The sequence below is a fragment of the Lactivibrio alcoholicus genome, from assembly GCF_055390895.1.
The window spans coordinates 337416-358658 of record NZ_AP042471.1; the positions used below are offsets into that span (position 1 = coordinate 337416).

Consider the following 21243-nt stretch of genomic DNA (forward strand, 5'->3'; position numbering starts at 1 on the left):
ACCGTAATTTCGTACAGTGTAGCAAATGAACGGTACATTCGGCAATCGTGCGGAGAATAAAAAAGGCCCCTTCCATGAGGAAGGAGCCCTTTTCTTCTATGGTGCGGAGGGGGAGACTCGAACTCCCACAGCCTAACGGCCACAAGGTCCTTAGCCTTGCGCGTCTACCTGTTCCGCCACCCCCGCGCAACGAAGGGAATTATACTCGCCGCCGCAAGGAACGTCAATACGTTTTTACGAAGGCCTTCGTTCCTTGATCCGAGCGGCCTTCCCGCTAAGTCTTCTGAGGTAATAGAGCTTCGCCCTCCGGACTTTGCCCGCGCGTTTCACTTCGATCTGGTCAAGCGACGGACAATGCAGCGGGAAGATCCTCTCCACACCGACGCCGTTCGAAATCTTCCGGACCGTGAACGTTTCGTCGAGTCCGCCGTGTTTCCGCGCGATGACGACGCCCTCGAACATCTGGATGCGCTGTCTGGTCCCCTCGGTAACCTTCACGTGTACCCGGACGGTATCGCCGGGACGGAAATCGGGAATATCGCTCTTCGTGTACTTTTTCTGCACCAACTCTATGGCATTCATGCCAAGCCCTCCTTACCGCTCGTGTTATCTCCAGCCGAAAAAACGATCAAGCACCACCGCGACCGCACTTCTTACGGCCAGATGGTTATATCCTCCCCTGCCGCCCGCAATGGGCGACATCATCATCGTACACTGCCGCACCGCGTCGTCGTGAAGTCCGTGAGCCGTTCCGAAAACGAACAGGAGAGGGGCATCACCTTCGAGGACCATCCGCTTCACTTCGAGTCCCGGTACCGCTCCCGCATGAGGCGATGCGCTCGTTCCGACGATGCACGGATCTTTCTTTTCCCTGTCGCGAATCCACTCCACCGCTCTCTCGAGCCCCGGAACCCACTTGACGAGCCTGAACGCCTCGGCCCTGTCGGGATTGTGCGTCCCGCCGTACCCTTCGGTCCAGTGCCGGACCAGGACGCCAAGCATCTCGCGCTGACTCTTCAGCGGCGTGACCACGAGGAGTCGGTCGATCCCGTACGTCGCGCACGACCGGCAGACATCGGAAACATCGAGCCCGGTCAGCGCGGCGGTCGTCTTCCGCCCCTCCCGGTCCCGGACCGGATGGTGCAGCAGCGCGACGTATACCCCCCCCGAAAGGTAGGGCCGGATATCCGCCCTGCCGAGAAGATCCGGCCTTCTCGAAAGCGTCCTCACGACCGCCTGGCGCCGGCGCCACGCGTCGACGAGCGCGTCGTTTCCGGACGCGAGGACGGAAGGGATTCCATGCCCCTCCCAGACGGCCGGACGCGTGTAATGCGGATGATCGAGCATTCCTCTGTAGAAGGAATCTTCCTCGACCGCCTCGCCGCGTCCGACGACCCCCGGAACGAGACGTGCCATCGCGTCGATGACCGTCATCACGGGAATTTCCCCGCCGGTCAGGACACAGTCTCCGATCGAAAACTCAAGATCCACCCTGTGTTCGGAAATCCGCTCGTCGATTCCCTCGTAGTGACCGCAGATGAAACAGACGTGCGGCCGCGACGCGAGATTTTCGATCATTTCCTGCGTAATCGCGCCTCCCTGCGGCGAAGGATACGCCACAAAGGGTTTCCCGCGATCTTCGCCGATGGCGTCAAGCGCCTCGCCAAGCGGTCCCGGCATGAGAACCATTCCGCCGGCTCCGTAGGAATAGTCGTCGATCTGACGGTACCTGCCAATGCCGAAATCCCGAAGGTTCACGACACGGACATCGAGAAGCCCCTTCGAAACCGCTCTCCCGATGATGCTCGTTCCGAGAAAGCTCTCGAAGAACTCCGGGAAAGCGGTGAGCACCGTTACTTTCATACGTTCCACAAACCGTCGATGAGTCGGATTCGTACTCTTTTCAGTTCAGGATCCACCGAAGCGACGAACGAAGAGACAACCGGAATCAGATGTTTTTTTCCGTCGTCCGATTCGACGCAGAAGATATCCTGCGCCCCTCCCTGGTACACGTCGGTCAGGATGCCGAGAGGTTCTCCGGTTTCGTCATCCAGGACCCGGGAACCGACGACTCCATCGATCCAGAACTCTCCCTCCGGGAGTTCGACGCGATCGCCCTCGTCGACGACGACCCGTGTGCCCCGTAGTCTTTCTGCGGCAGAACGATCCTGAAGTTCCTCGCTCTCGAGAAGAAATACCCGATTGCTGTCCTCCCAGCGAAGATTCCGTATCGTGAGCGTTCCCATTGGGCGACCGTCGGGACGGCGAAGCTCCAGACGATCCATGGAAAGAAAGCGGTCGGGGTAATCCGTCAGCGGAAAGAGTTTCACTTCCCCCCGGATGCCGTGAGGCCCGGTAATCATCCCGATAACGATTTCTCTCCCTGCCATGAGTGACGTCACTCCTCCTGAATGTCCACTTCCACTCTCTCTCCGGATTTGACCGCCGCCGCCTTGCACAGCAACCGGATCGAGTTGATCGTGGCGCCCCGTTTCCCTATGATGCGACCGATATCCTCGGGGTCGACCCGGATCGTGACCACCGTTATGCCCCGATCGTTCGATTCCGCTACAACCGTCGCGCCTTCAGGCCGGGTTACCAGCTTTTCGACGATATATCGGACGAGATCGCCGTAATCGGGCATATCGCTCTATTCCGCGCTCTTTTGCGGAGAGAACTTCTCCCAGACACCTGCCTGCTTCAGAAGTCCTCGCGCCGTATCGGACGGGAGAGCCCCGTTTTTGAGCCAGTGCAGGGCACGTTCCTCGTCCACAAGAATCTTCGCCGGGTCTTCGAGAGGATCGTACGTTCCGATCTGCTCGATAAACCGCCCGTCCCTCGGAGAACGAGAGTCCGCCACCACAAGCCTGTAGAACGGAACCTTCTTTTTCCCGTGCCGCGCAAGCCGAATGCGCACCGCCATTCACATACACCTCCATCGATACTGTGTGTTACCTTTTATGACGTCATTGGCGGAAGGGGGATCCGAACCCCTTCCCTCCGAACAACCTCCCGAGCGAAGAGCCTTTCCGCCCCTTCCCGAACTGCTTCCAGAGCTGATTCATCTGTTCGTACTGCTTGAGCACCTGATTGACGGTCTGAACGCTCGTTCCCGACCCCTCGGCGATCCGCCTGCGCCTGCTCCCCTTGATGATCGCGGGGTTTCGCCGTTCCTGCCGCGTCATCGACTGGATGACGGCCTTGACGCGCTTCAGGCGGTTCGGATCGAGATCACCGGAATCGACCTTGAGCTTCGAAGCCCCTGGAATCAGATCGAGAATCTTTTCCAGCGGCCCCATCTTCTCGACCTGCTCGAGCTGCATGAGGAGATCCTCGAGCGTGAGACGGTTTTTCCTCATGGAATCCGCCATACGTTCGACGTCTTCCTGCGAGGTGACCTCCCGGACTTTCTCGGCGAGCCCGATGACGTCGCCCATTCCCATAATCCGCTGCACCATGCGCTTCGCGTCGAAAAGCTCGAGGGCGTCGATTCCCTCTCCCATGCCGACGAACTTCACCGGAGCGCCGGTGACGGACCTGACCGCGAGCGCGGCTCCTCCGCGGGCGTCGCCGTCGAGCTTCGTGAGAACGAGACCCGTGACGCCGAGGCGTTCGTGGAAGGCCGAGGCCACGCGAACGGCCTCCTGTCCCGTCATCGCATCGAGAACGAGGATCACTTCGGTCGGGCGCATCGTCTGTTTCAGAACGACGAGCTCGTTCATGAGATCCTCGTCGACGTGCAACCGTCCGGCGGTATCGAGCAGGATGACGTCGTTCAGATGTCCCGCCGCATAGGCGACGGAGGCTTCGGCGACTGCGACGGGATCGTTCTTCCCCGCTTCCGGTCCGAAGAAACCAACCTTCGTCTGAGCGGCGAGGACCTTCAGCTGCTCGACCGCGGCGGGACGCCTGAGGTCGCACGCGACGACGAGTGGCGAGTGCCCGCGCGAGAGCAGCCTCGCGAGCTTAACGGTGCTCGTCGTCTTTCCGCTTCCCTGAAGACCGACCATCATGACGACCGTCGGCGGTTTCGGGGCGATCGCGAGAGGCACCGTTTCGACGCCCATCATCGCCACGAGCTCCTCGTATACGATGGCGATGACGTGCTGTGCGGGCGTTATCGACTCGAGAACGTCGCGACCGACGGCTCTCGCCCGGATCCCCTCGACGAGAGACTTGACGACCTTATAGTCGACATCGGCCTCGAGGAGCGCGCGGCGAACCTCGCGAAGGGCCGAGTCGACATCGGCTTCGGTCAGCTTGCCCTTTCCCTTGAGTTTGTCGAAGATACCTTCCAGTCGTTCCCTCAGAGCGTCGAACATTCTTCCGGATCCTCTCCTCCGATTTCACCGCCGTACTCTCCGGTATCCCCGAGACGGACTTCAAGCTCCGCGACTCGGGCCTCGAGACGCGAGATCCTCGCCAGAAGACCGAGGGTCCGTTCGACATCCTCGAGGCGCTCCCGTGCCCGGAGCACGAGGTCGTGCGCCGCCTGGCGGGTGACTCCGAGACGTTCGGACATTTCCGCGAGAGAGAGATCCGAACATTCGTGGAGCTCAAAGGCTTCCCGCTGCTTGTCCGTCAGAAGCGGAGCGTACACGTCGTACAGCTGGTTGAGACGGATTCTCTGTGCAAGGACATCGTCGGCGTGCACGTCCATCGCGCCCTCCTTACGTACGGCGAAAGAATTATAGTGTTCCGCCGACATGCTGTCAAGGCCGTGTGCTTGACAGCATGAGGACTGGACAAACACTGTTTTTCCTGCAATCATAATCACGACTTCCCTATGGGAAACGAATTCAGCCTCACGAAGATACGGGAGGGGGACACTATGCCGGATCCGGTCAGCGTTTTCGAGGAATCGAAACGGGCATCCCGCAGAATTCTCGGACAGACGATCGTCAGGGCGCTTTCCGCGAAGGGGTTCGTCGCGGAATACGCCGACACGAAGGAGCAGGCGCTGGAGGCTGTTCTCCGAATCATTCCCGAAGGCACAAGCGTCGGCATTCCAGGCTCCGTCACCATACGCGAGATCGGCGCCTTCGAAAAACTCGGGGAACGCGGCTGCCGGATATCGCATCACTGGGATCCTTCCATGAACCCCGAGCGGCGGAAACAAGCCTGGAAGGACGAGGCAGCATCCGAATACTACCTCACGAGTTCGAACGCCATAACATACGACGGAATGCTCGTCAATATCGACGGAAACGGCAATCGCGTGAGCGCCATGGCTTGGGCCGACAACCCCATCGTCTACGTGATCGGAATCAACAAGGCATCGCCCGATATCCAGACGGCGCTCAAACGGATCCGGGATCACGCGACGCCCCCGAACGCGCTTCGACTCCATATCGACACTCCATGCAGCAAGGTCGGGCACTGCGTCGACTGCGACGCGTCAACGCGCGTCTGCCGGGCCGTCCTCATTCTCGAGCGGCCGACATCCGGAAGAAGGACCCATGTCATCATCGTCGGCGAAGAACTGGGCTATTAGGAGCGACCGGCCATGACGCAGCAGGGGGCGTTCGCGCTTGTCGTCGCGGGCGGAGAGATGGTCATACGCGCGAAGGAATCCCCGCAGGGGGCCGCCGTTCCCCCGGAGGAACTCCTCCGGCTGGTTCCCGAGGACATCCTTCCCCGCATTCGGACGCTCGACTGGAGCCATCAGCCCGGCGCCCACTATTCCGTCCGGATGACCATGGACCTCGTCCAGATTCTCTGGAAACTGGTTCGCGAAGGAACGAACGCCATCGTCGTGACGTGCGGCGCCGACACGATCGAGGAGATGGCCTATCTGACCGATCTTTTATGGGCGTACCCCCAGCCCGTTATTTTCACGTGCGCGACGCGCCCCCACGACAGCCGGGGATCGGACGGCCCTCTGAATCTCGCCCAGGCGTTCTGCGCCGCATCCTCGGAAAAGTGCTGGGGGCTCGGGGTCCTGCTCTGCGCGCACGATCTCCTCTTTTCAGCCTCCGAGGTCTGCGAAGTCGCGAACCAACGCCGGTGCGCATTCGCAGCACCAGACCGGGGGCCCGTCGGCGAAATCGTCGAAAGAAACCTGTATATGCTGCGCGCCGCGAAACGCTCCAAGGTGCTCGAAAGCGTATCGACGCCCGCCCGGAACGTCGAACTGATCCAGGCGACGCTCGGCGGGGGCGACATCGTCCTCGAGGGAATCGCCCTGGCGAAGACCAAGTCACTCGACGGTCTGCTCCTCTCGGGGTTCGGAAACGGCGACGTCCCTCCTTCGTGGCTTCCCCATATCCGGACCGTCGTCAGGGAGGGAATACCCGTCGCCGTGACGAGCCGATGCGTCGGAGGGCGCACACGGAGCTGCCTCTCTCACGAGGGGAGCTTTTCCAGACTGCTCGAGATGGGCGTCCTCGACGCGGGGGGGCTCACTCCGCTGAAGGCGCGACTGAAGCTTGCGGTGGGCATCGGCGCGGGATTGCAAGGGAAATCGCTACAGGACTACCTTCTCGACATATAGAAGGGACACCGGGCAGGCTTCGCTTCGCGTCGCTGGATAAAAATAACGAAGAGCGGTCCCCCTTTCGGCGATTCATGTAAAGTGGACCGCTCCTCTTTTGCGGCGACGCTCCGCGAGAGATTACGCGTCTCCTCCCGCAGGCGCGCCGTCGGTTCCGCCATCCGCCTTCCTGATATCCGTCGCCGTTCCCCCGGTTATCCGCACGAGCTCTTCGGGCGACACCGGGAAGAACGCGTGGTCCGTCCCCGCCGCGGCCCAGACGGTTTCGAAGAGGAACAGGTCTTCATCCAGCAACGCGGGCAGTCGGTCGGGGTATCCCACGGGAGGAACGCCCCCTATCCGGAAGCCGGAGTACTCAAAGACCCACTCGGGCGAAGCCATCTTCACCTTCCGCGCGTTCAGGAACTTCCTGACCTTCTTCAGGTCGACGCGATTGACCCCCGACATGAGTGCGAGAACGGGACGATCGTCGGCGAAGAGCATCAGGCTCTTCAGAATTTCACGGGCCGGGGCGCCGACGGCGCGCGACGCGTCCTCGACCGTGAAAATCGTATCGTCGGTCGTACGAATCGGTGCGGCGCACCCGACTTCCTTTAGGTAGCGCTCAACCTTGCGTATGGGATCCGCCAGTTCGTTCATCGGAATGTCACGCCTCTCTTCGGTATATTTCGTGACGCAGCAGCCGGGAACCGGAGATGCGACCGTACGAGAGCGGGAGAATTTCCCGTTCTTTCCGCAAGTTTCCGGACTCCGAACGCCGCGTGCGAGTGCAGGATCGAAAACGCCCGTTCCGAGACCGCCCACGGGCCCGTCGCAGAATTTCGCGCAAGCAGCGCCGACAGCGACTCCGCCCATGCGAACTCTCCGAATGCCGGGTGATACGGTCCTTTGGGGCGGGAGGCCTTCAGGGACTCCGTCTCCGCAAGTCCGATGCGTTGAGGCGAAAAACCGAGATCGAGCGCCGAAAGGACCATCACGGCCGTCCATTCGATCGCCCGCGAGATGCCGAGCGGTTCGTAGGATCCGGCCGTACAGAGTCCGTCGAGATCCGTCCCGGGAAGAACGAGCGTTGGGTAGATCCGGAGCGCCATATCCCGCGGCCCCTTGACGGCCGCGAGCAGCCGGAGATCCTCGAGCGAGCTCTCCGGCGTCTGGCGGGGCAGCCCGATCATGAGCTGGACGCCGGTCCCGAATCCCAGATCCAGAAGGCGCGACACGGATGAAAGGGCATCGCTTCCTTCGTACCCGCGTCCGCACGCGGAAAGGACATCGTCGTCGAGCGAAGAGATCCCGAGTTCGATCATCGATATCGGGTACGGAGCCACGAGCGCAAGGCGTTCGTCCGTGACGCACCGGGGATGGGTGGAGAAACGGATCGTCGTCCCTCGGGGAGCCGTCATCGCCGCGTCGAGATATGCCCGCTGGGCATCGGGAGGCATTCACGTGAAACTTCCGCCGAAGAAACAGATTTCGACGGGCCCGTCGAGAGAGGCGAGCGTTTCGCCGACATCGTTGGGCGTCGGAACGCCTGTAATCCCGGTGATCCTGTTCTGGTCGCAGTAGACGCACCTCCGGGGACAGGAGGTCATCGGCAGAAAAAAGGGGATCCGCCTCACGCGTCCTCCCCCTCCTGCCATTCCCTCCAGAGAACGCCCCACGCGAACAGGTCGGCCTGATGTTCGAAGCTCGACAGGGGTGTGGCTGTCCGCCGCCAGAATTCTTCTCCCATGCGGTGGTGCAGGACGTGATAGATTTCGTGGAAAAACGCGAACCGACGCCAGAACGGCGGAAGCGCCGCGTTCACGAAGATCATGACCCGCTCCTTTCTGGCGACGTGGAGACCCCAGAGCGACGCGGGCATGACCTCCTTCCGGACATCGATGCGTTTCCCGGAAACTTCCTCCGCCTTCACGAGAACGTCGAACTCGCTCATGTTGCGCCACGACGCCGACTCCTCCCGAACCCACGGTGGGAAGAATTCAGGGGGCGCCGGAAAATCGAACGATACAGCCGCCTGCACCGGAGAAATCACTCTCCCGAACTCTCTTCTCCCTCCCACTTCGTCAGAGCCGCGTCAATCAGTCGCTGAACGAACTGCAGTTCCTTGTGGGAGAGCTTCTTACTCCGGTACCATATCTCCACCTGGTGCTGATTGTCCAGTACTTCCTCAAGATGAACCCGTCCGCCCGCTTCCCCCGGAATGGCTTTGACGAGATCCTCGACCTCGACGCTCAGCGCTTCCGCGAGACGTCCGAGGAGTTTCATCGACGGCATCCGCCTGTTGCTTTCAAGCGCCTGGATGTATATCCTGCTGACTTCCGTCCTGTCAGCAAGTCCCTGCTGCGTGAGCTTCGAAGCCTTCCGGAGAGTCTTGATCCGCATTCCCAGACTCATGGCATATCCCTCCGACCCTGAGACGTCGTACATTCCATATGTATTATAACAGAATGTTTACTCATTGTCTCATGTCACTCCCCGATCGCAGTCAGGCAGCAGGCCCGCGAGGTATCGAAGCCGAAGCCGCCTGTAGTCGTTCCCGCGTTCCGGTCCCCAATTCTCCCCGGCGGTTCCGTCGGCGTCGGAAGGCCTGCCGAACGCGCGGCTGCGCAGGACCTCCCGCTCACGAAGCGCACGCGCGACGATTCCGAGCGCGGCGCGACGATTCTCGAGCCACGCGTCCCTCACGCCGCGACCTCCCGCCATGTCGCACCAGCTCAGCATGAAAAGGAGGTTCATGCGATCTTCCCCAAGCTCGCAGAACAGTTCCGCAAGCCCCTCAGGCGGAAGCGAACGGAGCGGAAGGCCGTGAAGCCGCACGAGCGCGGTCGTGTCCCGTGTTTCCGACGAAGGAAAGCGCATTCGTTCGAGAATTCCTCTCGTCATGCGGGCTCCGGCGTCCTCGTGGTCCGGGAAACGGATTGTCTCTCCGGTGATGGTCCGGCAGAAGGACTTCCCGATATCGTGGAGAATCACGGCGAGGCGAAGCCTGATATCGCCGGGCAGAGCACGCGCGGCGGAAAGACACGCGCGCGTGTGCTCGAACGCGTCGCCTTCCGGGTGGACCACCGGGTCCTGTGTCACTCCGCGCAGCGCGGCAACCTCCGGAAAGAGTACTCCGAGCGCGCCGGTTCCGTCGAGGAGATCGAAAAAGGCGAGAGGATCGCCGGAAAGCGCTTTTCTCACTTCCGCCGTGAGTCGCTCCACCGAGACGCGAGAAAGTTCCCGGCAGTGATTCCTGCACGGAAGGACGATGTCGTCCGAAGGCGAAAATCCCGGCAGGGTGGCCGCGAACCGCGCGAACCTGAGGATCCTGACAGGATCCTCGCGGATCCTGTCGGAAGGGTCTCCGCAAAAACGGAGGATTCGCGCCGAACAGTCGCGCGATCCGTCCATCGGGTCGATGAGAACGCCACGAACGTCGATCGCCATGGCGTTGACCGTGAAATCCCGTCGCGAGAGATCCGTTTCGAGCGACCATCCCGCGTGAGAGGTGATCTCGACGGGAAGTCCGCAGTGCGGAAGGATGAAAACGGGAGTCCGGGAAGGGCCGACGCGGCGAACGTCGGGAAAGACCGACGGAATCGCCTCCGGAGGAGCGTCCGTCGTGACGTCGAGATCACACGGAGGGAGTCCCAGGAAGAGATCCCGGACGCTCCCTCCGACAAGAAACGCGGCATATCCCTTTTCCTCGAACGCGGCGAGAATGGAACAAAAATCCGGAAGACGCGATCTCACGGGAGCGCCCCTCCCGTGAAAAGACGGGTTACTGCCTGCCGTCGGCGGGGAAGAGGAACGGAGCCGCGCCCGCGACGAGAACCGCAGTCACCAGAAGAAACAGGATCGACTTGAAGTCCATGAGCCCCACCTCCATGGACCGAGTGTACGTCTATTCGGGATTCAACGTACCGTAAAATACCCGCAGGAGTATCGTACGCGAAATTACCGATCCTCCGCCCGTCCTTCATTTTTCGTTCTCACCCCCAGGACCGTCCTCACCGCCACATTCGGCGCGGGGAGCGAACAGAAGCGTCCGCGCGAGCCAGATCGCTCCGAGGACGAGAACTCCGAGTCCGACGATCTGTCCGACGCGGAGGCCGAAGAACCGATCTCCCTCGCGTAGCGTGTCCACCACGAAACGCATCGCCCCGAACAGGACCATGAACAGGGGCCAGAGCACTGCGCCCTGCGGACGCGTCGCGCAACGCATGCGACGTTCGACGGCAAGGAGAACGAGCAGGATTCCGACGGAAATCGCGGAATAGTAGAGCTGCGTGGGGTGTCGCAAGACTCCGTGAGGATCGGCCGGAAAGTGGATGCCAAGCGGACAGGACGTCCGGAATCCGGAACAGCATCCATTGAGAAAGCACCCGACCCGTCCGACGACATAGGTCGCTGCCGCGGGAACGCTCGCGGCATCCGCGAGCTTCCAGACGGGGATGCCCTTCTTCCGGCACAGGAGGATGCCCGCGATCCCCGCCCCGAGAAACGCGGGCGTCGACGAAAGCCCTCCTTCCCAAAACATCCAGATCCGATCCGGATGGGCCGCGTAATAGCTCCAGTTGTCGAAATAGCCGCCGATTCTCGCACCGGCGAGCATCGCGACGAACGACCACGTGATGACCGATGACACCGCGTCGATATCCACATCGAAATTCAGCACGGCTCGGCGTTGCGTCCAGAGGACTCCGATGCACAGCGCCAGCGTCCAGAATATGTAATACGACGTCAGCGGAATTCCAAAGACTGTTGCCAGTGTCGGGTACATACGATCCCTCCATAGAAAGATGAAACGGTACGGCGCTTCACCGCGTCGTGCGTCACATAGATTACGGACTCTTTCCTCCATTGTCCAGCATCGGCCCAAGAGATCACATCTTTTTGTCATATCGTGTTACCATACGCCAATCCTGATTTTCGGCCGTGATAATACTAATGTCCGTCACAAAACAGAGACACGAAAGAAGGTCCAACGAATGTCCACCCTCGCTGTCATTCCCGCTCGCTACGGGAGCACGCGACTCCCGGGAAAGCCTCTCGTGCCGATCGGAGGGATCCCGCTCGTTTTGCGCGTCCTCGACGGAGTCCGCGCGACTCCCGGACTCGACGAGATCGTCGTCGCGACGGACGATCAACGCATCGCGAAGGTCGTCCGCGATCACGGAGGAAACGCCGTCATGACGCCGCCCGACCTTCCGAGCGGCGGCGACCGCGTCGCCTGGGTCGCCGAACGCCACAATGCGGAGATCGTCCTGAACATCCAGGTCGACGATCCGTTCGTCGGTCCGGATTTCATTTCGCCGCTCGTCGACGCGCTCAAGTCGGATTCCTCGTCCTCGCTCGCCGTTCTCGCGAAACGCATCGACCGCGAAGAGGAAATCGACAACCCGAACATCGTCAAGATGGTCTTCGACCGGTCGTTCAGGGCGCTCTACTTCAGCCGGTCCCGGATTCCCTATCCGAGGAACGCGGCGACCGACTACTACAAGCATATCGGGCCGTACGCGTACAGACGGGACTTTCTGCTCTCGTTCATGAAATGGAAGCAGACGCCGCTCGAACGGACCGAAAGTCTGGAAATGCTCCGCGTCCTCGAGATGGGGTATTCGATCCGCTGCGTTCCGTGCGGGCGCGACACGATCGAGATCGACTGTCCGGAGGACATCGCCTCGTGCGAGGCGTACATCCGGTCGCACGGCGTCCGATAACGCAACTTGATGCGAACATATCCGAAACGAAGAGGTGACATCATGCAGTGGAACATGTTTCTCGCAGGCAGGATTCTTTTCGGGTCCGGGGTTTCCTCCCTCGCCGGTGAAAAGGCGAAGGCGCTCGGCGGCAGTCGCGCGCTCCTCGTGACCGACGAAACCATGACGCGGCTCGGGACCGCCGGCCGCATCGCCGACAGCCTCCGCGCGGCCGGATGCGCAGTTTCCGTCTTCTCGGACGTCGAACCGGAGCCGTCCGTCGAGACGGTCGACCGCGCGGCCGCGATCGCGCGTTCCGAAGGCGCGGATATCGTCGTCGGACTCGGCGGCGGCAGCTGCCTCGACGCCGCGAAGGCCGTCTCGGTTCTCGCGACGAACGAAGGATCGGCGGCCGCGTATCAGGGACTCGGGCTCGTCACGAAACCCGGCGTCCCGAAGATCATGATTCCGACGACGGCGGGAACCGGATCGGAAGTCACGTTCACGGCTGTCCTGATCCGCCGGAGCGACGGCGTCAAAGGGGGCATCAACGGCGATTACCTCTACCCCGACTGCTCGCTGCTCGACCCGGATCTCACCGCGTCTATGCCGCCCTCCGTCACGGCATCGACGGGGATGGATGCGCTCGCGCATTCGCTCGAGGCATTCACGAGCCGACAGGCGTCCCCGTTCAGCGATATGTTCGCCCGCGAGGCGATCCGCCGGATCGGAAAGCATCTTCGCATCGCGACATTCAACGGCGCGAACGCAGAAGCGCGGGAAAACATGATGCTTGCTGCGCTCTTCGGCGGCGTCGCTCTCGCGAACGCAGGCGTGACCGCGTGCCATGCGATCGCCTACCCCCTAGGGGGGATGTTCGGCGTCGCGCACGGCGTATCGAACGCACTGCTGCTGCCGCACGTCGCCCGCTTCAACGCGTTCGCGTCGCCCGAGCGTTTCGCGGAAGCCGCCGCGCTGCTCGGCGGAGATACGGTCGACCTTCCCGAACGCGACGGCGCGCTTCTGTGCGCCGACCTGATCGGAGAGCTCGTCGCGGATCTCGGCCTTCCGCGGACGCTGCGCGACCTCGGCGCAGGGATCGCGACGAACCAGTTCCCGACGATGGCGGCCAAGGCGATGGGCGTCGCGCGCCCGATCGCGAACAACCCGAGGGATATCACCGAAAAGGATTGCATCGCCATATATGAGGAGGTCTTCTAAATGCCCGGATTCGAGATGTTCGACCAGAGGGAAATCGACGCGGTCGCCGATTGCCTGAAGCGCAAGATGGTTCACCGCTATTCGTTCAATGATACGCGCGGAGGCGTCTACAGGGTCGAGGAATTCGAGAACGCCGTCGCCGCGATGATGGGGACGAAGCACGCGCTCGCGGTCAACAGCGGCACGGCCTCGCTCTACGTCGCGCTCCGCGCCATGGGAATCGGCCCGGGCGACGAGGTCGTCACGTCCGCGTTCACCTTCATCGCGAGCGTCGAGGCGATCCTCGAGTGCGGCGCCATTCCGGTCATCGCCGACATCGACGAGAGCCTCAACCTCGACCCGGCGTCCGCCGAACGGTGCATCACGGAACGGACGAAGGCTGTCATGCCCGTCCACATGTACGGCGCCTCGGCCGACATGGACGCGTTCGCGTCCCTCTGCGAGCGCTACGGTCTCGACCTGATCGAGGACTCGTGCCAGGCGATGGGGGCGACCTACAGGGGGCGCTTCGTCGGCTCGATGGGACGCTGGGGCGCGTACAGCCTCGACCCGTACAAGCTCATCACGGTCGGAGAGGGCGGCCTGATCGTCACGAACGACACGGAGCTGTACAGGAAGATGGAGTACTACCACGACCACGGACACATTCACGACAAATCCATCGACCGCGGCGCCGAGGGGAAGGCGTGCCTCGGGTTCAACTTCCGGATGAGCGAGATCCAGGGGGCGCTCGGGCTCGTACAGCTTTCAAAGATTCAGGGAGCCATCGACGCGCTCCGCGCGACAAAGAAGCGCATCCTGGAGACCGTCGCAAACTTCAAGGGGCTCTCGCTTCGGGCGCTCCCCGACCGGAGCGGCGAGATCGCCACGCAGGTCGCGTTCATCCTTCCCGACGCCGACGCGGCGAAGCGCTTCCAGAAGGCCTCGAAGGAAAAGGGCTTCGGATGCGGGATTCTTTCGGGCAACACGTGGCACTTCGCGAAACACTGGCGGACGCTCCGCGAGGGGCAGACCTGGTCCCGGATCCGCTGCCCGCACGACTGCCCCTACTCCGAGGACACGCCCCTGTACCGTCCGGTCGACTGGGAGGTCACGGAACGAATCCTCGAACGGACCGTCGCGTACTCGCTCAACATCAACACGTCGGAATCGCAGCTCGACGCAATGATCGGCGCGATCGCGACGGCGGCGAAAGCGGCGCTCTAGGGCGCACGCAACGGACGCAGACGAAAGCGGGAAGCCCATCCGTACCGGAGAGGCTTCCCGCTTCTTTGTTTTCTGACGCTCCTCGCGACTCATCGCCGCCGGAGTTCACGCCTTCGGAACCACTGGAAGCCGAACGCGGCGATGGGGAATCCAAGTTTTGATATGTACGTCACTTGTGCGACGAAACACTAGCGCTCGATGCCCAGAAGCCCGAACGCCTCTCCTTGCAGCCGCCTGAGACTCGTCTCACCGGAGAAGCTCTCGCTGTAGAGTTTGATGATGTCCTCCGTCCCGGACGGACGAACCGCGAACCAGCCGTCACCGAATACGACCTTGATCCCGCCGAGCGACGCGCCGTTTCCCGGAGCGTTCGTGAGGACCGCTTCCGGAGTCGTCGCCGTCCCCTTTCCGACGAGCGAGGGGTCGGCCGCGAGCCGCTTGATCCGCGCCTTCTGCTCCCCCGTCGCCGGGACGTCGATGCGTTCGTACGTCGTCGCGCCGTACCGCTTTTCGAGATCCCCGTAGAGGACGTCTGGGGCCTTGCCGGTCACGGCAAGGATTTCGGCCGCGCAGAGCCCGAGGATGATGCCGTCCTTGTCCGTGGTCCAGACGGTCCCGTCGCTGCGAAGGAAGCTCGCCCCCGCGCTCTCCTCCCCGCCGAAACCCAGCGAGCCGTCGAGAAGCCCTTGAACGAACCACTTGAAGCCGACGGGCGTCTCGAAAAGCGGCCTCCCGAGCCCCGCCGCGACGCGGTCGATCATTGCGCTCGACACGGCCGTCTTCCCGACGCCTGCGGTCTTGTCCCACCCGGGCCGGTGTCCGAAGAGATAGTCGACCGCCGCCGCGAGAAACGCGTTCGACTGCATGAGCCCTCCGCCCGCGGTCACGATGCCGTGCCGGTCGCTGTCCGGGTCGGTCCCGAAGGAAATGTCGAACGAATCCTTCATCGCGCACAGATTTTTCATCGCCCACGGAGAGGAGCAGTCCATCCGGATCCTGCCGTCCCTGTCGGGCGGCATGAAGGAGAACGACGGGTCCACGGTCCGGTTGACGACCTCGAGGTTCAGGCCGTATTCGGACGCGATCGGGTCCCAGAACGCGACGTTCGATCCCCCCATCGGATCTACGCCGATGCGGATTCCCGCGTCGCGGATCGCCTTCATGTCGATGATGTTTCCGAGGTCGCGGACGTAGGGAAGGACGTAATCAATCGCGTGGACTTTCCCGGATTCGTGCGCGCGCTCATAGGAAATCCTCGCGACCGCCCCGGTCCCCTCCGCGATCAGCGCGTTGGCGCGGTTCTGGATCCACGAAGTCGATTCCGGCGACGCAGGCCCCCCCTCGGGAGGATTGTACTTGAAGCCGCCGTCCTCCGGCGGATTGTGCGACGGCGTGACGACGACGCCGTCCGCGAAGCCGCTCTTCTTGCCCCTGTTGTAGACGAGGATCGCGCGCGAGATCGCGGGCGTCGGCGTGAACCCCTCGCCCTCCTGGACCATGACGTCGACGTCGTTCGCCGCGAAGACCTCGACGGCCGTCCGGAACGCCGGAAGCGAGAGCGCGTGCGTGTCCATCCCGAGAAAGAGCGGACCCGTCGCCCGCAGCGTCTTCCGGTGTTCGGCGATCGCCTTGCAGATCGCGATGATATGGCTCTCGGTGAACGACCCCGAAAGCGCGTTCCCCCGGTGCCCGGACGTCCCGAACGCAACAGCATGCCCCGGGTTCCCCGGGTCGGGAAGGGTCGCGTAATAGGCGTCCTGCAACCTTTCGCGAAGAATCTCTCCGGCGTTGCCGGAAGTGCTCATCGAACGCTCCCTTCTCCTCCGAAGGAGGACGGACATTCCGGGTATTCCATGCGTTCCCGGACAAGTGCGGAAGATTCGTCTCCGTAGATCCGGCGGATGATTTCCAGGGCGAGGTCGATCCCCGAACTCACGCCCCCGGCCGTGAGGATTCGGCATCCCGCTTTTCCGTCCGGCGACGGCAGGTCTCCCGCATCGACGATCCGATCCCGCACGAGCGTCACTCCGCCGAACGCCTCGAGTTCGGCGAACGCCGAGTGGTGCGTCGTCGCCCGCCTGCCCTCGAGCAGGCCCGCCGCAGCCGCGATGAACGCTCCCGTGCAGACGGTCGCGACGAACTCCGCAGACGAGGCGATCCGGCGCACGAACGACAGGATTTCCGGATCCTTCATCGCCTTCAGTCGCCCCGCCCCGCCGGGGACGATCAGGATATCGGCCTCCGGACATCCGTCGAAGGCGCGGTCCGGAAAGAATCGCAATCCGTGCCTCGCCGCGATCGGATCGGCCGTCTTCGCGACCAATTCCACGCGGCAGCTCTCCGGCCGGATCGCCTCCGCCATCGAAAACGCCTCGTAGGGTCCCACGAAATCGAGCTCTTCGACCCCCGGAAACGTCAAGATCACGACATGCTTCATGACTTGTCACTCCCCGCCGCGGCGACGATCTTCCCGTCCTTGAGCGATACGAGAACGGGGCGTCCCCAGATCTCGCGTTCCTCCGGGAAATCCCGTCGGAAGTGCGTTCCCCGGCTCTCCTCGCGGAAAGCGGCCGCACGCGCGACGGCTGTCGCCGTGCTCAGGAGCCCGCGAAGCTCGAGCGCGTGGAGAAGCTCCATTCCCGGAGTCCCCCGAACGGCCCGGACGTTTTCCCGGAGCGCGTCGAACGACTCCGCGGCCGCGAGACACGTCGCGCCGTCCCTTACGGGTCCGAGCGATGACTCGACGACCGACGCGATCTCTTTTCGGATCGATTCCGGCGATGTCGTCCCGCCGGAGAGCCCCTTCAGGAGCCGTTCGGCCGATTCCGGCTCGAACGGCTCCGCCTCCCCGTCGCACGTCGCAGCGCTCCGGCCCGCAAGAAGTCCGAACGTCACGAGGTTCGTCAGCGCGTTGCCTCCGATCCGGCTCGCGCCGTCGACGCCGCCCGTCACCTCGCCGCACGCGAAGAGTCCCCGGAGGGACGTCTCCGCATTGCCGTCAACGGTCACGCCGCCGCAGAAGTAATGCTGGATCGGCCGCACGCGGACCGGACGCCCTTTCCCCTGCGTTATCCCTTCGGGAGCGACGATGAGAAGCTCCTGAAGCTTTTTCGACCGGAGCACGTCTCCGGAAAGGTCCTCGAAATGCAGCGTCGCGGCGTCGCCCGAGTCCCAGACGGACTGTACCAGACGGGCCGACCGGTCCCGGGCCAGGAAGTTCGCCTCCCATCCGTTTTTGAGCCCCCAGGACGCGAACGCCTCCTTCATGAATTCGCGCCCTGAGCCGTCCGTCAGGCGCACGAGATCGACGATCGGAAGGCCGACCATCCACACGGGAAGATCCGGTTCGTCGAGACCGAGCGGATAGAACTGCACGAACTCCATGTCCCGCAGGGAAAGCCCGAGATCGAGCGCGAGCGCGTATCCGTCTCCGGTCATCCTCGCCGGGTTGTCCGTCCGCTCGTAGATCCTCCCGCCGCCCCCCGTCGCCAGAACGACCGACGACACAGGGATCGCGTGCGCCTTCCCGGTCCGCCACTCGATCGCCTCGACTCCGGCGACCGCCCCGTTCACGGTTCTGACGGCGACCGCTATCACGTCTTCAAGGAACCGAACTCCTTCCGAGCGTGCGATCGCGACCAGCTGCGAGACCATCCCGCCTCCGCCCATGACGGGGTTCGGAGCCGTTTCGTTCGACCACGCGTGTCCTTCGTCCGTGAAACGCAGCGTGACGCCCCACGAAGCGATCTCCCTGAGCCCAGCCTCGCAGCCCGTCACGAACGTCTCGAGCATTCCGGGATGATTGACGTTCCGCCCGACGGACAGCGTCGACTTCCGGAATATGCCGGCGCCCTCGTCCTTTCGGGGAGGAATCGAGAACCCTCCGCCGGAATACGACGTACAGCAGGACGTTCCGATCTTCGTCTTCGACAGTACGAGAACGTCCGCGCCGGCCTTTCGGGCCGCGATCGCCGCGACGAGTCCCGCCCCGCCGCCTCCGAGAACTACCGTGAATCCCATCGAACCACCTCCGGTTTCGCACATCGGTCTTCCGTACAAGTATAATGGTTTTCCACAGGCATTCATTCCGAAATCGCGAGGTGACCCACACATGCGTTTGTGCTATATGAACGGCCGATTCTCCGATCCGTCGTCGTGCGCGATCCCAACGACGGACTTCTCGCTCCAGCGGGGTGTCGGCGTCTTCGACACCGCCAGGACCTACGACCGTCGTCCGTTCGCGCTCGCGGAACATATCGATCGGTTCTTCGAGTCGGCGCGTCTTCTGCGAATCCGGACCTGCATCCCGAAGGACGAGGTCGCGTCCGTGATCCGCGAGGGAATCCGGCTCAGGGGAGACGAGACGCTCGTCAAGATGTTCTTCACGGGCGGCGACGTCGAAGAGGCCGGATGCTTCCCCGCCCCGCGCTTTTACGTCCACTTCCTGCCGCTGACGAAATGGAGCGAGGAACAGTACCTCGCCGGGATCTCCCTTGATCCGATCCCGGTCGCGCGTCCGCTGCCCCGCGCGAAGACCATCGACTATGTCACGCCGATGACGATGAAGGATCCGTCGTCGCGGGCCTTCGAGACGCTCTATTGCCCGGACGGACGCATCACGGAGTCCGCGACGAGCTCCGTCTTCTTCGTCTTCGGAGAACATCTTGTCACCGCCCCGGACGACATCGTCCTGCCCGGGGTGACGCGGCGGATCATGATCGACCTCGCCGTCGCGACGGGAATCCCGGTCGAATACCGCACCGTCGCGCTCGAGGATGTCGTGCGGGCCGACGAAGCGTTCATCACGGGGAGCGTCAAGGAGATCCTGCCGATCCACCACGTCGGCGACCGTGCCGTTGCGGGAAGACACCCCGGACCGGTCACGCGGAAGTTGCGCGACCTTTTCTTCAGGAATCGAGAGCGGTTGTTGGAGCAGGATCGATCTCTTTGACACCTCCACTCTTCCAGACACACTGGAATCGTGCCCCCTTCCGTACTTTTCTCTGTTTTTCGTGAGATAAGGAAGGGGTTTTTTCTTTTATGAGAATCCGACACCGTCGGCATCCATCGGCGACCGTTCCGTAGCCGGCCACTTTCCGGAGCACCGTTCCGTAGCCGGCCACTTTCCGGAGCAGGGAAAGATCGACGTTCCTGGAAGACGAAAGAATTCTCATGTCCGAATAGCGCCGTAAAAACGTCTCTTTGATCAAAAAACTGCGACAAAAGCATCAAAGTCTCTTGACCCGCCGGATATACCGACGTAGGATTGTCATGTTTCATCCGGCGAGATGAATTCTGATACGGGGAGGGAACGAAATGTTGCAGGATCGCTTTGCGATTCAGGTTCCGGTTCTTGAGGAGATCAACCGTTTTCTTGGGGATCCGTCGAACGAGGTCATCGCCGATGTGCTTCGCGTCGTGTCGAAATACGGCACCCCCGAAGAGATCAACGCGAAGGCGGCCGAGGCGGGCTGCCTGACGAACATGCTGGCCCGTCTCGCCAACATGGATTCTCCCTACCTCGAGGATCTGCAATGGCTCACGCGGGAACGTGACAGGGGCGCCTTCGTCGGAATCGGCGAATACCGGAAAAAGGTTCTCGGCGACGCAGCGCAGGGGGCGTTCTTCGACGAAAGCCGCGCCGTGACTCTGGAAATCAGCGCACTGCAGTACTTCCCGTGGGTTATCGAGGAGGCCCGACAGGCCATCGACAAACGCGAACTCATGCCCGGGCGTTTCATCCGCGTCAGGAAGATGAAAGAGCAGGAACGCGACGACGGAGACATTATCGCGGTCCGGGCGGCGGCGCGGATCATGGGCGCGAGCCTCGTCGAGACGCTCGACACGAAGGGAACGGACGGCTCGAATGTCCATCTCGGCGGCCCGGAGACGATCACAGGTTATTTCGGCGGCATAGGCCAGCCGAACGGACATCCCCTGATGTGGATCGACGAGGCGCTCTATTACTACACGAAGTACGGCGTCAACGAGATCCTCAACATCAACCCGGGTACCGTCTTCCTCGGGTACCTGCTCTACCGCCTGGGGATCGACATCCGGTTCAAGATCTCCGTCTTCATGGGGAACGACAACCCCTACGCGGTCCTCTGGACGCTCATGATGGCGCGATTGTTCGCCCGGGAGGACGGATCGACGCCGCTGATCGGATTCAATCTGTCGAACTCCGTCGATGCGGAGAATCTCGAGCTCTGCGGCAGGGTCCGGAAGCTCCTCGGACTCGAGGACAAGGTCCGAATCGAACACCATATCACCGAAACGTGGAAGAGCATCGTGCGGCAGCCGTACTGCAGACGGGACGATCTTCTCGAGGTCGCGCGCGGGATTCCGAATATCTCGGCGAAGCACGAGGGCGGAGACCCCGATTTCGAAATGACGCTCGATCACCCGTCGGATATCCTCGACTACTTCAGGGACAAGTCGGAGGTCATCGCGTCGGGCGACATGCCGAAACTTCTCGCCAACTACCTCGGGAAGCACGCGGCCGTCAACAGGACCGCCGAGGCGCTGACGAAAAAGCGTATCCCATTCATCGCGGCGCCGATGCTTCACGGACGCTGAGGCACGAAAGAGATGCCGGTCGCCCGCAACCCGGACGACCGGCATCCTCCTTCCGGAGCT

At 62.5% G+C, this 21243-nt stretch carries 24 protein-coding genes and 1 tRNA gene; 7 read left to right on the top strand and 18 right to left on the bottom strand.

The genetic code is table 11. The annotated features are described in order from the left end of the window. Positions 1-99 precede the first annotated feature (99 nt). From ACZ5IU_RS01685 to ACZ5IU_RS01720, 8 genes are all read right to left on the bottom strand, one after another. Positions 100-186 (bottom strand) — tRNA-Leu (locus tag ACZ5IU_RS01685). Between the two features lie 48 nt (positions 187-234). Continuing rightward, entirely contained in the window at positions 235-582 is a 348-nt protein-coding gene (rplS, locus tag ACZ5IU_RS01690; protein WP_464419875.1) for a 50S ribosomal protein L19, read from the bottom strand. Positions 583-606: 24 nt separating this feature from the next. Beyond that, complete coding sequence (trmD, locus tag ACZ5IU_RS01695) at positions 607-1863, bottom strand: tRNA (guanosine(37)-N1)-methyltransferase TrmD (RefSeq protein ID WP_464419877.1); 1257 nt, start codon at positions 1861-1863, stop codon at positions 607-609. Next, complete coding sequence (rimM, locus tag ACZ5IU_RS01700) at positions 1860-2390, bottom strand: ribosome maturation factor RimM (protein WP_464419879.1); 531 nt, start codon at positions 2388-2390, stop codon at positions 1860-1862. The genes trmD and rimM overlap by 4 nt, the downstream gene beginning before the upstream one ends. An 8-nt stretch (positions 2391-2398) precedes the next feature. Beyond that, entirely contained in the window at positions 2399-2644 is a 246-nt protein-coding gene (locus tag ACZ5IU_RS01705) for a KH domain-containing protein (protein WP_464419881.1), read from the bottom strand. Positions 2645-2650: 6 nt separating this feature from the next. Continuing rightward, the gene (gene rpsP, locus ACZ5IU_RS01710; RefSeq protein ID WP_464419883.1) at positions 2651-2923 is read right to left on the bottom strand and encodes a 30S ribosomal protein S16; all 273 of its coding nucleotides are present in this window, start codon (positions 2921-2923) and stop codon (positions 2651-2653) included. A gap of 43 nt (positions 2924-2966) precedes the next feature. Continuing rightward, on the bottom strand, positions 2967-4322 hold the full coding sequence (gene ffh / locus ACZ5IU_RS01715) for a signal recognition particle protein (RefSeq protein ID WP_464419885.1): 1356 nt from the start codon (positions 4320-4322) through the stop codon (positions 2967-2969). Further along, on the bottom strand, positions 4307-4660 hold the full coding sequence (locus ACZ5IU_RS01720) for a sigma factor-like helix-turn-helix DNA-binding protein (protein WP_464419887.1): 354 nt from the start codon (positions 4658-4660) through the stop codon (positions 4307-4309). Before ACZ5IU_RS01720 ends, ffh begins: the two co-directional genes overlap by 16 nt. Before the next feature lie 171 nt (positions 4661-4831). On the opposite strand from ACZ5IU_RS01720, the gene ACZ5IU_RS01725 reads away from it, so the two are divergent. Together ACZ5IU_RS01725 and ACZ5IU_RS01730 are read left to right on the top strand one after the other, a co-directional pair. Then, the gene (locus ACZ5IU_RS01725; RefSeq protein WP_464419889.1) at positions 4832-5494 is read left to right on the top strand and encodes a lactate utilization protein; all 663 of its coding nucleotides are present in this window, start codon (positions 4832-4834) and stop codon (positions 5492-5494) included. A gap of 12 nt (positions 5495-5506) precedes the next feature. Beyond that, positions 5507-6493: an asparaginase gene (locus tag ACZ5IU_RS01730; RefSeq protein WP_464419891.1), complete on the top strand. Its 987-nt coding sequence runs from the start codon at positions 5507-5509 to the stop codon at positions 6491-6493. Between the two features lie 120 nt (positions 6494-6613). Here ACZ5IU_RS01730 and ACZ5IU_RS01735 read toward each other — a convergent pair whose 3' ends face one another. From ACZ5IU_RS01735 to ACZ5IU_RS01765, 7 genes are all read right to left on the bottom strand, one after another. Then, positions 6614-7132, bottom strand: coding sequence for a YbaK/EbsC family protein (locus tag ACZ5IU_RS01735; RefSeq protein ID WP_464419893.1), 519 nt, complete (start codon positions 7130-7132; stop codon positions 6614-6616). Beyond that, positions 7129-7932, bottom strand: a complete 804-nt coding sequence (locus tag ACZ5IU_RS01740; RefSeq protein WP_464419895.1) for a radical SAM protein — start codon at positions 7930-7932, stop codon at positions 7129-7131. Before ACZ5IU_RS01740 ends, ACZ5IU_RS01735 begins: the two co-directional genes overlap by 4 nt. Next, entirely contained in the window at positions 7933-8109 is a 177-nt protein-coding gene (locus ACZ5IU_RS01745) for a hypothetical protein (protein WP_464419897.1), read from the bottom strand. Next, positions 8106-8513 (bottom strand): ImmA/IrrE family metallo-endopeptidase, encoded by a 408-nt coding sequence (locus tag ACZ5IU_RS01750; RefSeq protein WP_464419899.1) that lies wholly within the window; start codon positions 8511-8513, stop codon positions 8106-8108. The genes ACZ5IU_RS01745 and ACZ5IU_RS01750 overlap by 4 nt, the downstream gene beginning before the upstream one ends. A gap of 8 nt (positions 8514-8521) precedes the next feature. Beyond that, positions 8522-8887 carry a helix-turn-helix domain-containing protein gene (locus ACZ5IU_RS01755; protein WP_464419901.1) on the bottom strand — a complete coding sequence of 122 codons (366 nt, stop codon included), beginning with the start codon at positions 8885-8887 and terminating at the stop codon, positions 8522-8524. Positions 8888-8956: 69 nt separating this feature from the next. Beyond that, the gene (locus ACZ5IU_RS01760; RefSeq protein WP_464419903.1) at positions 8957-10228 is read right to left on the bottom strand and encodes a CCA tRNA nucleotidyltransferase; all 1272 of its coding nucleotides are present in this window, start codon (positions 10226-10228) and stop codon (positions 8957-8959) included. Positions 10229-10454: 226 nt separating this feature from the next. Continuing rightward, positions 10455-11258, bottom strand: coding sequence for a prolipoprotein diacylglyceryl transferase (locus ACZ5IU_RS01765; RefSeq protein WP_464419905.1), 804 nt, complete (start codon positions 11256-11258; stop codon positions 10455-10457). Between the two features lie 208 nt (positions 11259-11466). Here ACZ5IU_RS01765 and kdsB point away from each other — a divergent pair, with 208 nt between their 5' ends. The 3 genes from kdsB to ACZ5IU_RS01780 are packed head-to-tail and all read left to right on the top strand — an operon-like array spanning position 11467 to position 14604. Then, positions 11467-12198 (top strand): 3-deoxy-manno-octulosonate cytidylyltransferase, encoded by a 732-nt coding sequence (gene kdsB / locus ACZ5IU_RS01770; protein WP_464419907.1) that lies wholly within the window; start codon positions 11467-11469, stop codon positions 12196-12198. Between the two features lie 42 nt (positions 12199-12240). Beyond that, on the top strand, positions 12241-13398 hold the full coding sequence (locus ACZ5IU_RS01775; protein ID WP_464419909.1) for an iron-containing alcohol dehydrogenase: 1158 nt from the start codon (positions 12241-12243) through the stop codon (positions 13396-13398). After that, entirely contained in the window at positions 13399-14604 is a 1206-nt protein-coding gene (locus ACZ5IU_RS01780) for a DegT/DnrJ/EryC1/StrS family aminotransferase (protein WP_464419911.1), read from the top strand. A gap of 188 nt (positions 14605-14792) precedes the next feature. Here the strand turns inward: ACZ5IU_RS01780 and pgm are convergent, their stop codons facing one another. The 3 genes from pgm to ACZ5IU_RS01795 are packed head-to-tail and all read right to left on the bottom strand — an operon-like array spanning position 14793 to position 18624. Continuing rightward, positions 14793-16409, bottom strand: a complete 1617-nt coding sequence (pgm, locus tag ACZ5IU_RS01785; RefSeq protein ID WP_464419913.1) for a phosphoglucomutase (alpha-D-glucose-1,6-bisphosphate-dependent) — start codon at positions 16407-16409, stop codon at positions 14793-14795. After that, entirely contained in the window at positions 16406-17041 is a 636-nt protein-coding gene (locus ACZ5IU_RS01790; RefSeq protein ID WP_464419915.1) for a DJ-1/PfpI family protein, read from the bottom strand. The genes pgm and ACZ5IU_RS01790 overlap by 4 nt, the downstream gene beginning before the upstream one ends. Further along, complete coding sequence (locus ACZ5IU_RS01795; protein ID WP_464419917.1) at positions 17038-18624, bottom strand: FAD-binding protein; 1587 nt, start codon at positions 18622-18624, stop codon at positions 17038-17040. The genes ACZ5IU_RS01790 and ACZ5IU_RS01795 overlap by 4 nt, the downstream gene beginning before the upstream one ends. A 91-nt stretch (positions 18625-18715) precedes the next feature. On the opposite strand from ACZ5IU_RS01795, the gene ACZ5IU_RS01800 reads away from it, so the two are divergent. Both ACZ5IU_RS01800 and ACZ5IU_RS01805 read left to right on the top strand, forming a co-directional pair. Beyond that, on the top strand, positions 18716-19555 hold the full coding sequence (locus ACZ5IU_RS01800; RefSeq protein ID WP_464419919.1) for an aminotransferase class IV: 840 nt from the start codon (positions 18716-18718) through the stop codon (positions 19553-19555). Positions 19556-19920: 365 nt separating this feature from the next. Next, positions 19921-21183 carry a hypothetical protein gene (locus tag ACZ5IU_RS01805; RefSeq protein ID WP_464419921.1) on the top strand — a complete coding sequence of 421 codons (1263 nt, stop codon included), beginning with the start codon at positions 19921-19923 and terminating at the stop codon, positions 21181-21183. Positions 21184-21243 lie beyond the last annotated feature (60 nt).

Excerpts from the sequence above, each read along its gene's own strand:
- pgm (WP_464419913.1), bottom strand. The coding sequence starts at position 16,409 with ATGAGCACTTCCGGCAACGCCGGAGAGATTCTTCGCGAAAGGTTGCAG.
- ACZ5IU_RS01775 (WP_464419909.1), top strand. The coding sequence starts at position 12,241 with ATGCAGTGGAACATGTTTCTCGCAGGCAGGATTCTTTTCGGGTCCGGG.
- ACZ5IU_RS01780 (WP_464419911.1), top strand. The coding sequence starts at position 13,399 with ATGCCCGGATTCGAGATGTTCGACCAGAGGGAAATCGACGCGGTCGCC.
- ACZ5IU_RS01790 (WP_464419915.1), bottom strand. The coding sequence starts at position 17,041 with ATGAAGCATGTCGTGATCTTGACGTTTCCGGGGGTCGAAGAGCTCGAT.
- ACZ5IU_RS01720 (WP_464419887.1), bottom strand. The coding sequence starts at position 4,660 with ATGGACGTGCACGCCGACGATGTCCTTGCACAGAGAATCCGTCTCAAC.
- rplS (WP_464419875.1), bottom strand. The coding sequence starts at position 582 with ATGAATGCCATAGAGTTGGTGCAGAAAAAGTACACGAAGAGCGATATT.
- ACZ5IU_RS01795 (WP_464419917.1), bottom strand. The coding sequence starts at position 18,624 with ATGGGATTCACGGTAGTTCTCGGAGGCGGCGGGGCGGGACTCGTCGCG.
- ACZ5IU_RS01765 (WP_464419905.1), bottom strand. The coding sequence starts at position 11,258 with ATGTACCCGACACTGGCAACAGTCTTTGGAATTCCGCTGACGTCGTAT.
- ACZ5IU_RS01735 (WP_464419893.1), bottom strand. The coding sequence starts at position 7,132 with ATGAACGAACTGGCGGATCCCATACGCAAGGTTGAGCGCTACCTAAAG.
- ffh (WP_464419885.1), bottom strand. The coding sequence starts at position 4,322 with ATGTTCGACGCTCTGAGGGAACGACTGGAAGGTATCTTCGACAAACTC.
- ACZ5IU_RS01730 (WP_464419891.1), top strand. The coding sequence starts at position 5,507 with ATGACGCAGCAGGGGGCGTTCGCGCTTGTCGTCGCGGGCGGAGAGATG.
- rpsP (WP_464419883.1), bottom strand. The coding sequence starts at position 2,923 with ATGGCGGTGCGCATTCGGCTTGCGCGGCACGGGAAAAAGAAGGTTCCG.
- ACZ5IU_RS01805 (WP_464419921.1), top strand. The coding sequence starts at position 19,921 with ATGTTGCAGGATCGCTTTGCGATTCAGGTTCCGGTTCTTGAGGAGATC.
- ACZ5IU_RS01705 (WP_464419881.1), bottom strand. The coding sequence starts at position 2,644 with ATGCCCGATTACGGCGATCTCGTCCGATATATCGTCGAAAAGCTGGTA.
- trmD (WP_464419877.1), bottom strand. The coding sequence starts at position 1,863 with ATGAAAGTAACGGTGCTCACCGCTTTCCCGGAGTTCTTCGAGAGCTTT.
- ACZ5IU_RS01755 (WP_464419901.1), bottom strand. The coding sequence starts at position 8,887 with ATGAGTCTGGGAATGCGGATCAAGACTCTCCGGAAGGCTTCGAAGCTC.
- ACZ5IU_RS01800 (WP_464419919.1), top strand. The coding sequence starts at position 18,716 with ATGCGTTTGTGCTATATGAACGGCCGATTCTCCGATCCGTCGTCGTGC.
- rimM (WP_464419879.1), bottom strand. The coding sequence starts at position 2,390 with ATGGCAGGGAGAGAAATCGTTATCGGGATGATTACCGGGCCTCACGGC.
- ACZ5IU_RS01740 (WP_464419895.1), bottom strand. The coding sequence starts at position 7,932 with ATGCCTCCCGATGCCCAGCGGGCATATCTCGACGCGGCGATGACGGCT.
- kdsB (WP_464419907.1), top strand. The coding sequence starts at position 11,467 with ATGTCCACCCTCGCTGTCATTCCCGCTCGCTACGGGAGCACGCGACTC.
- ACZ5IU_RS01725 (WP_464419889.1), top strand. The coding sequence starts at position 4,832 with ATGCCGGATCCGGTCAGCGTTTTCGAGGAATCGAAACGGGCATCCCGC.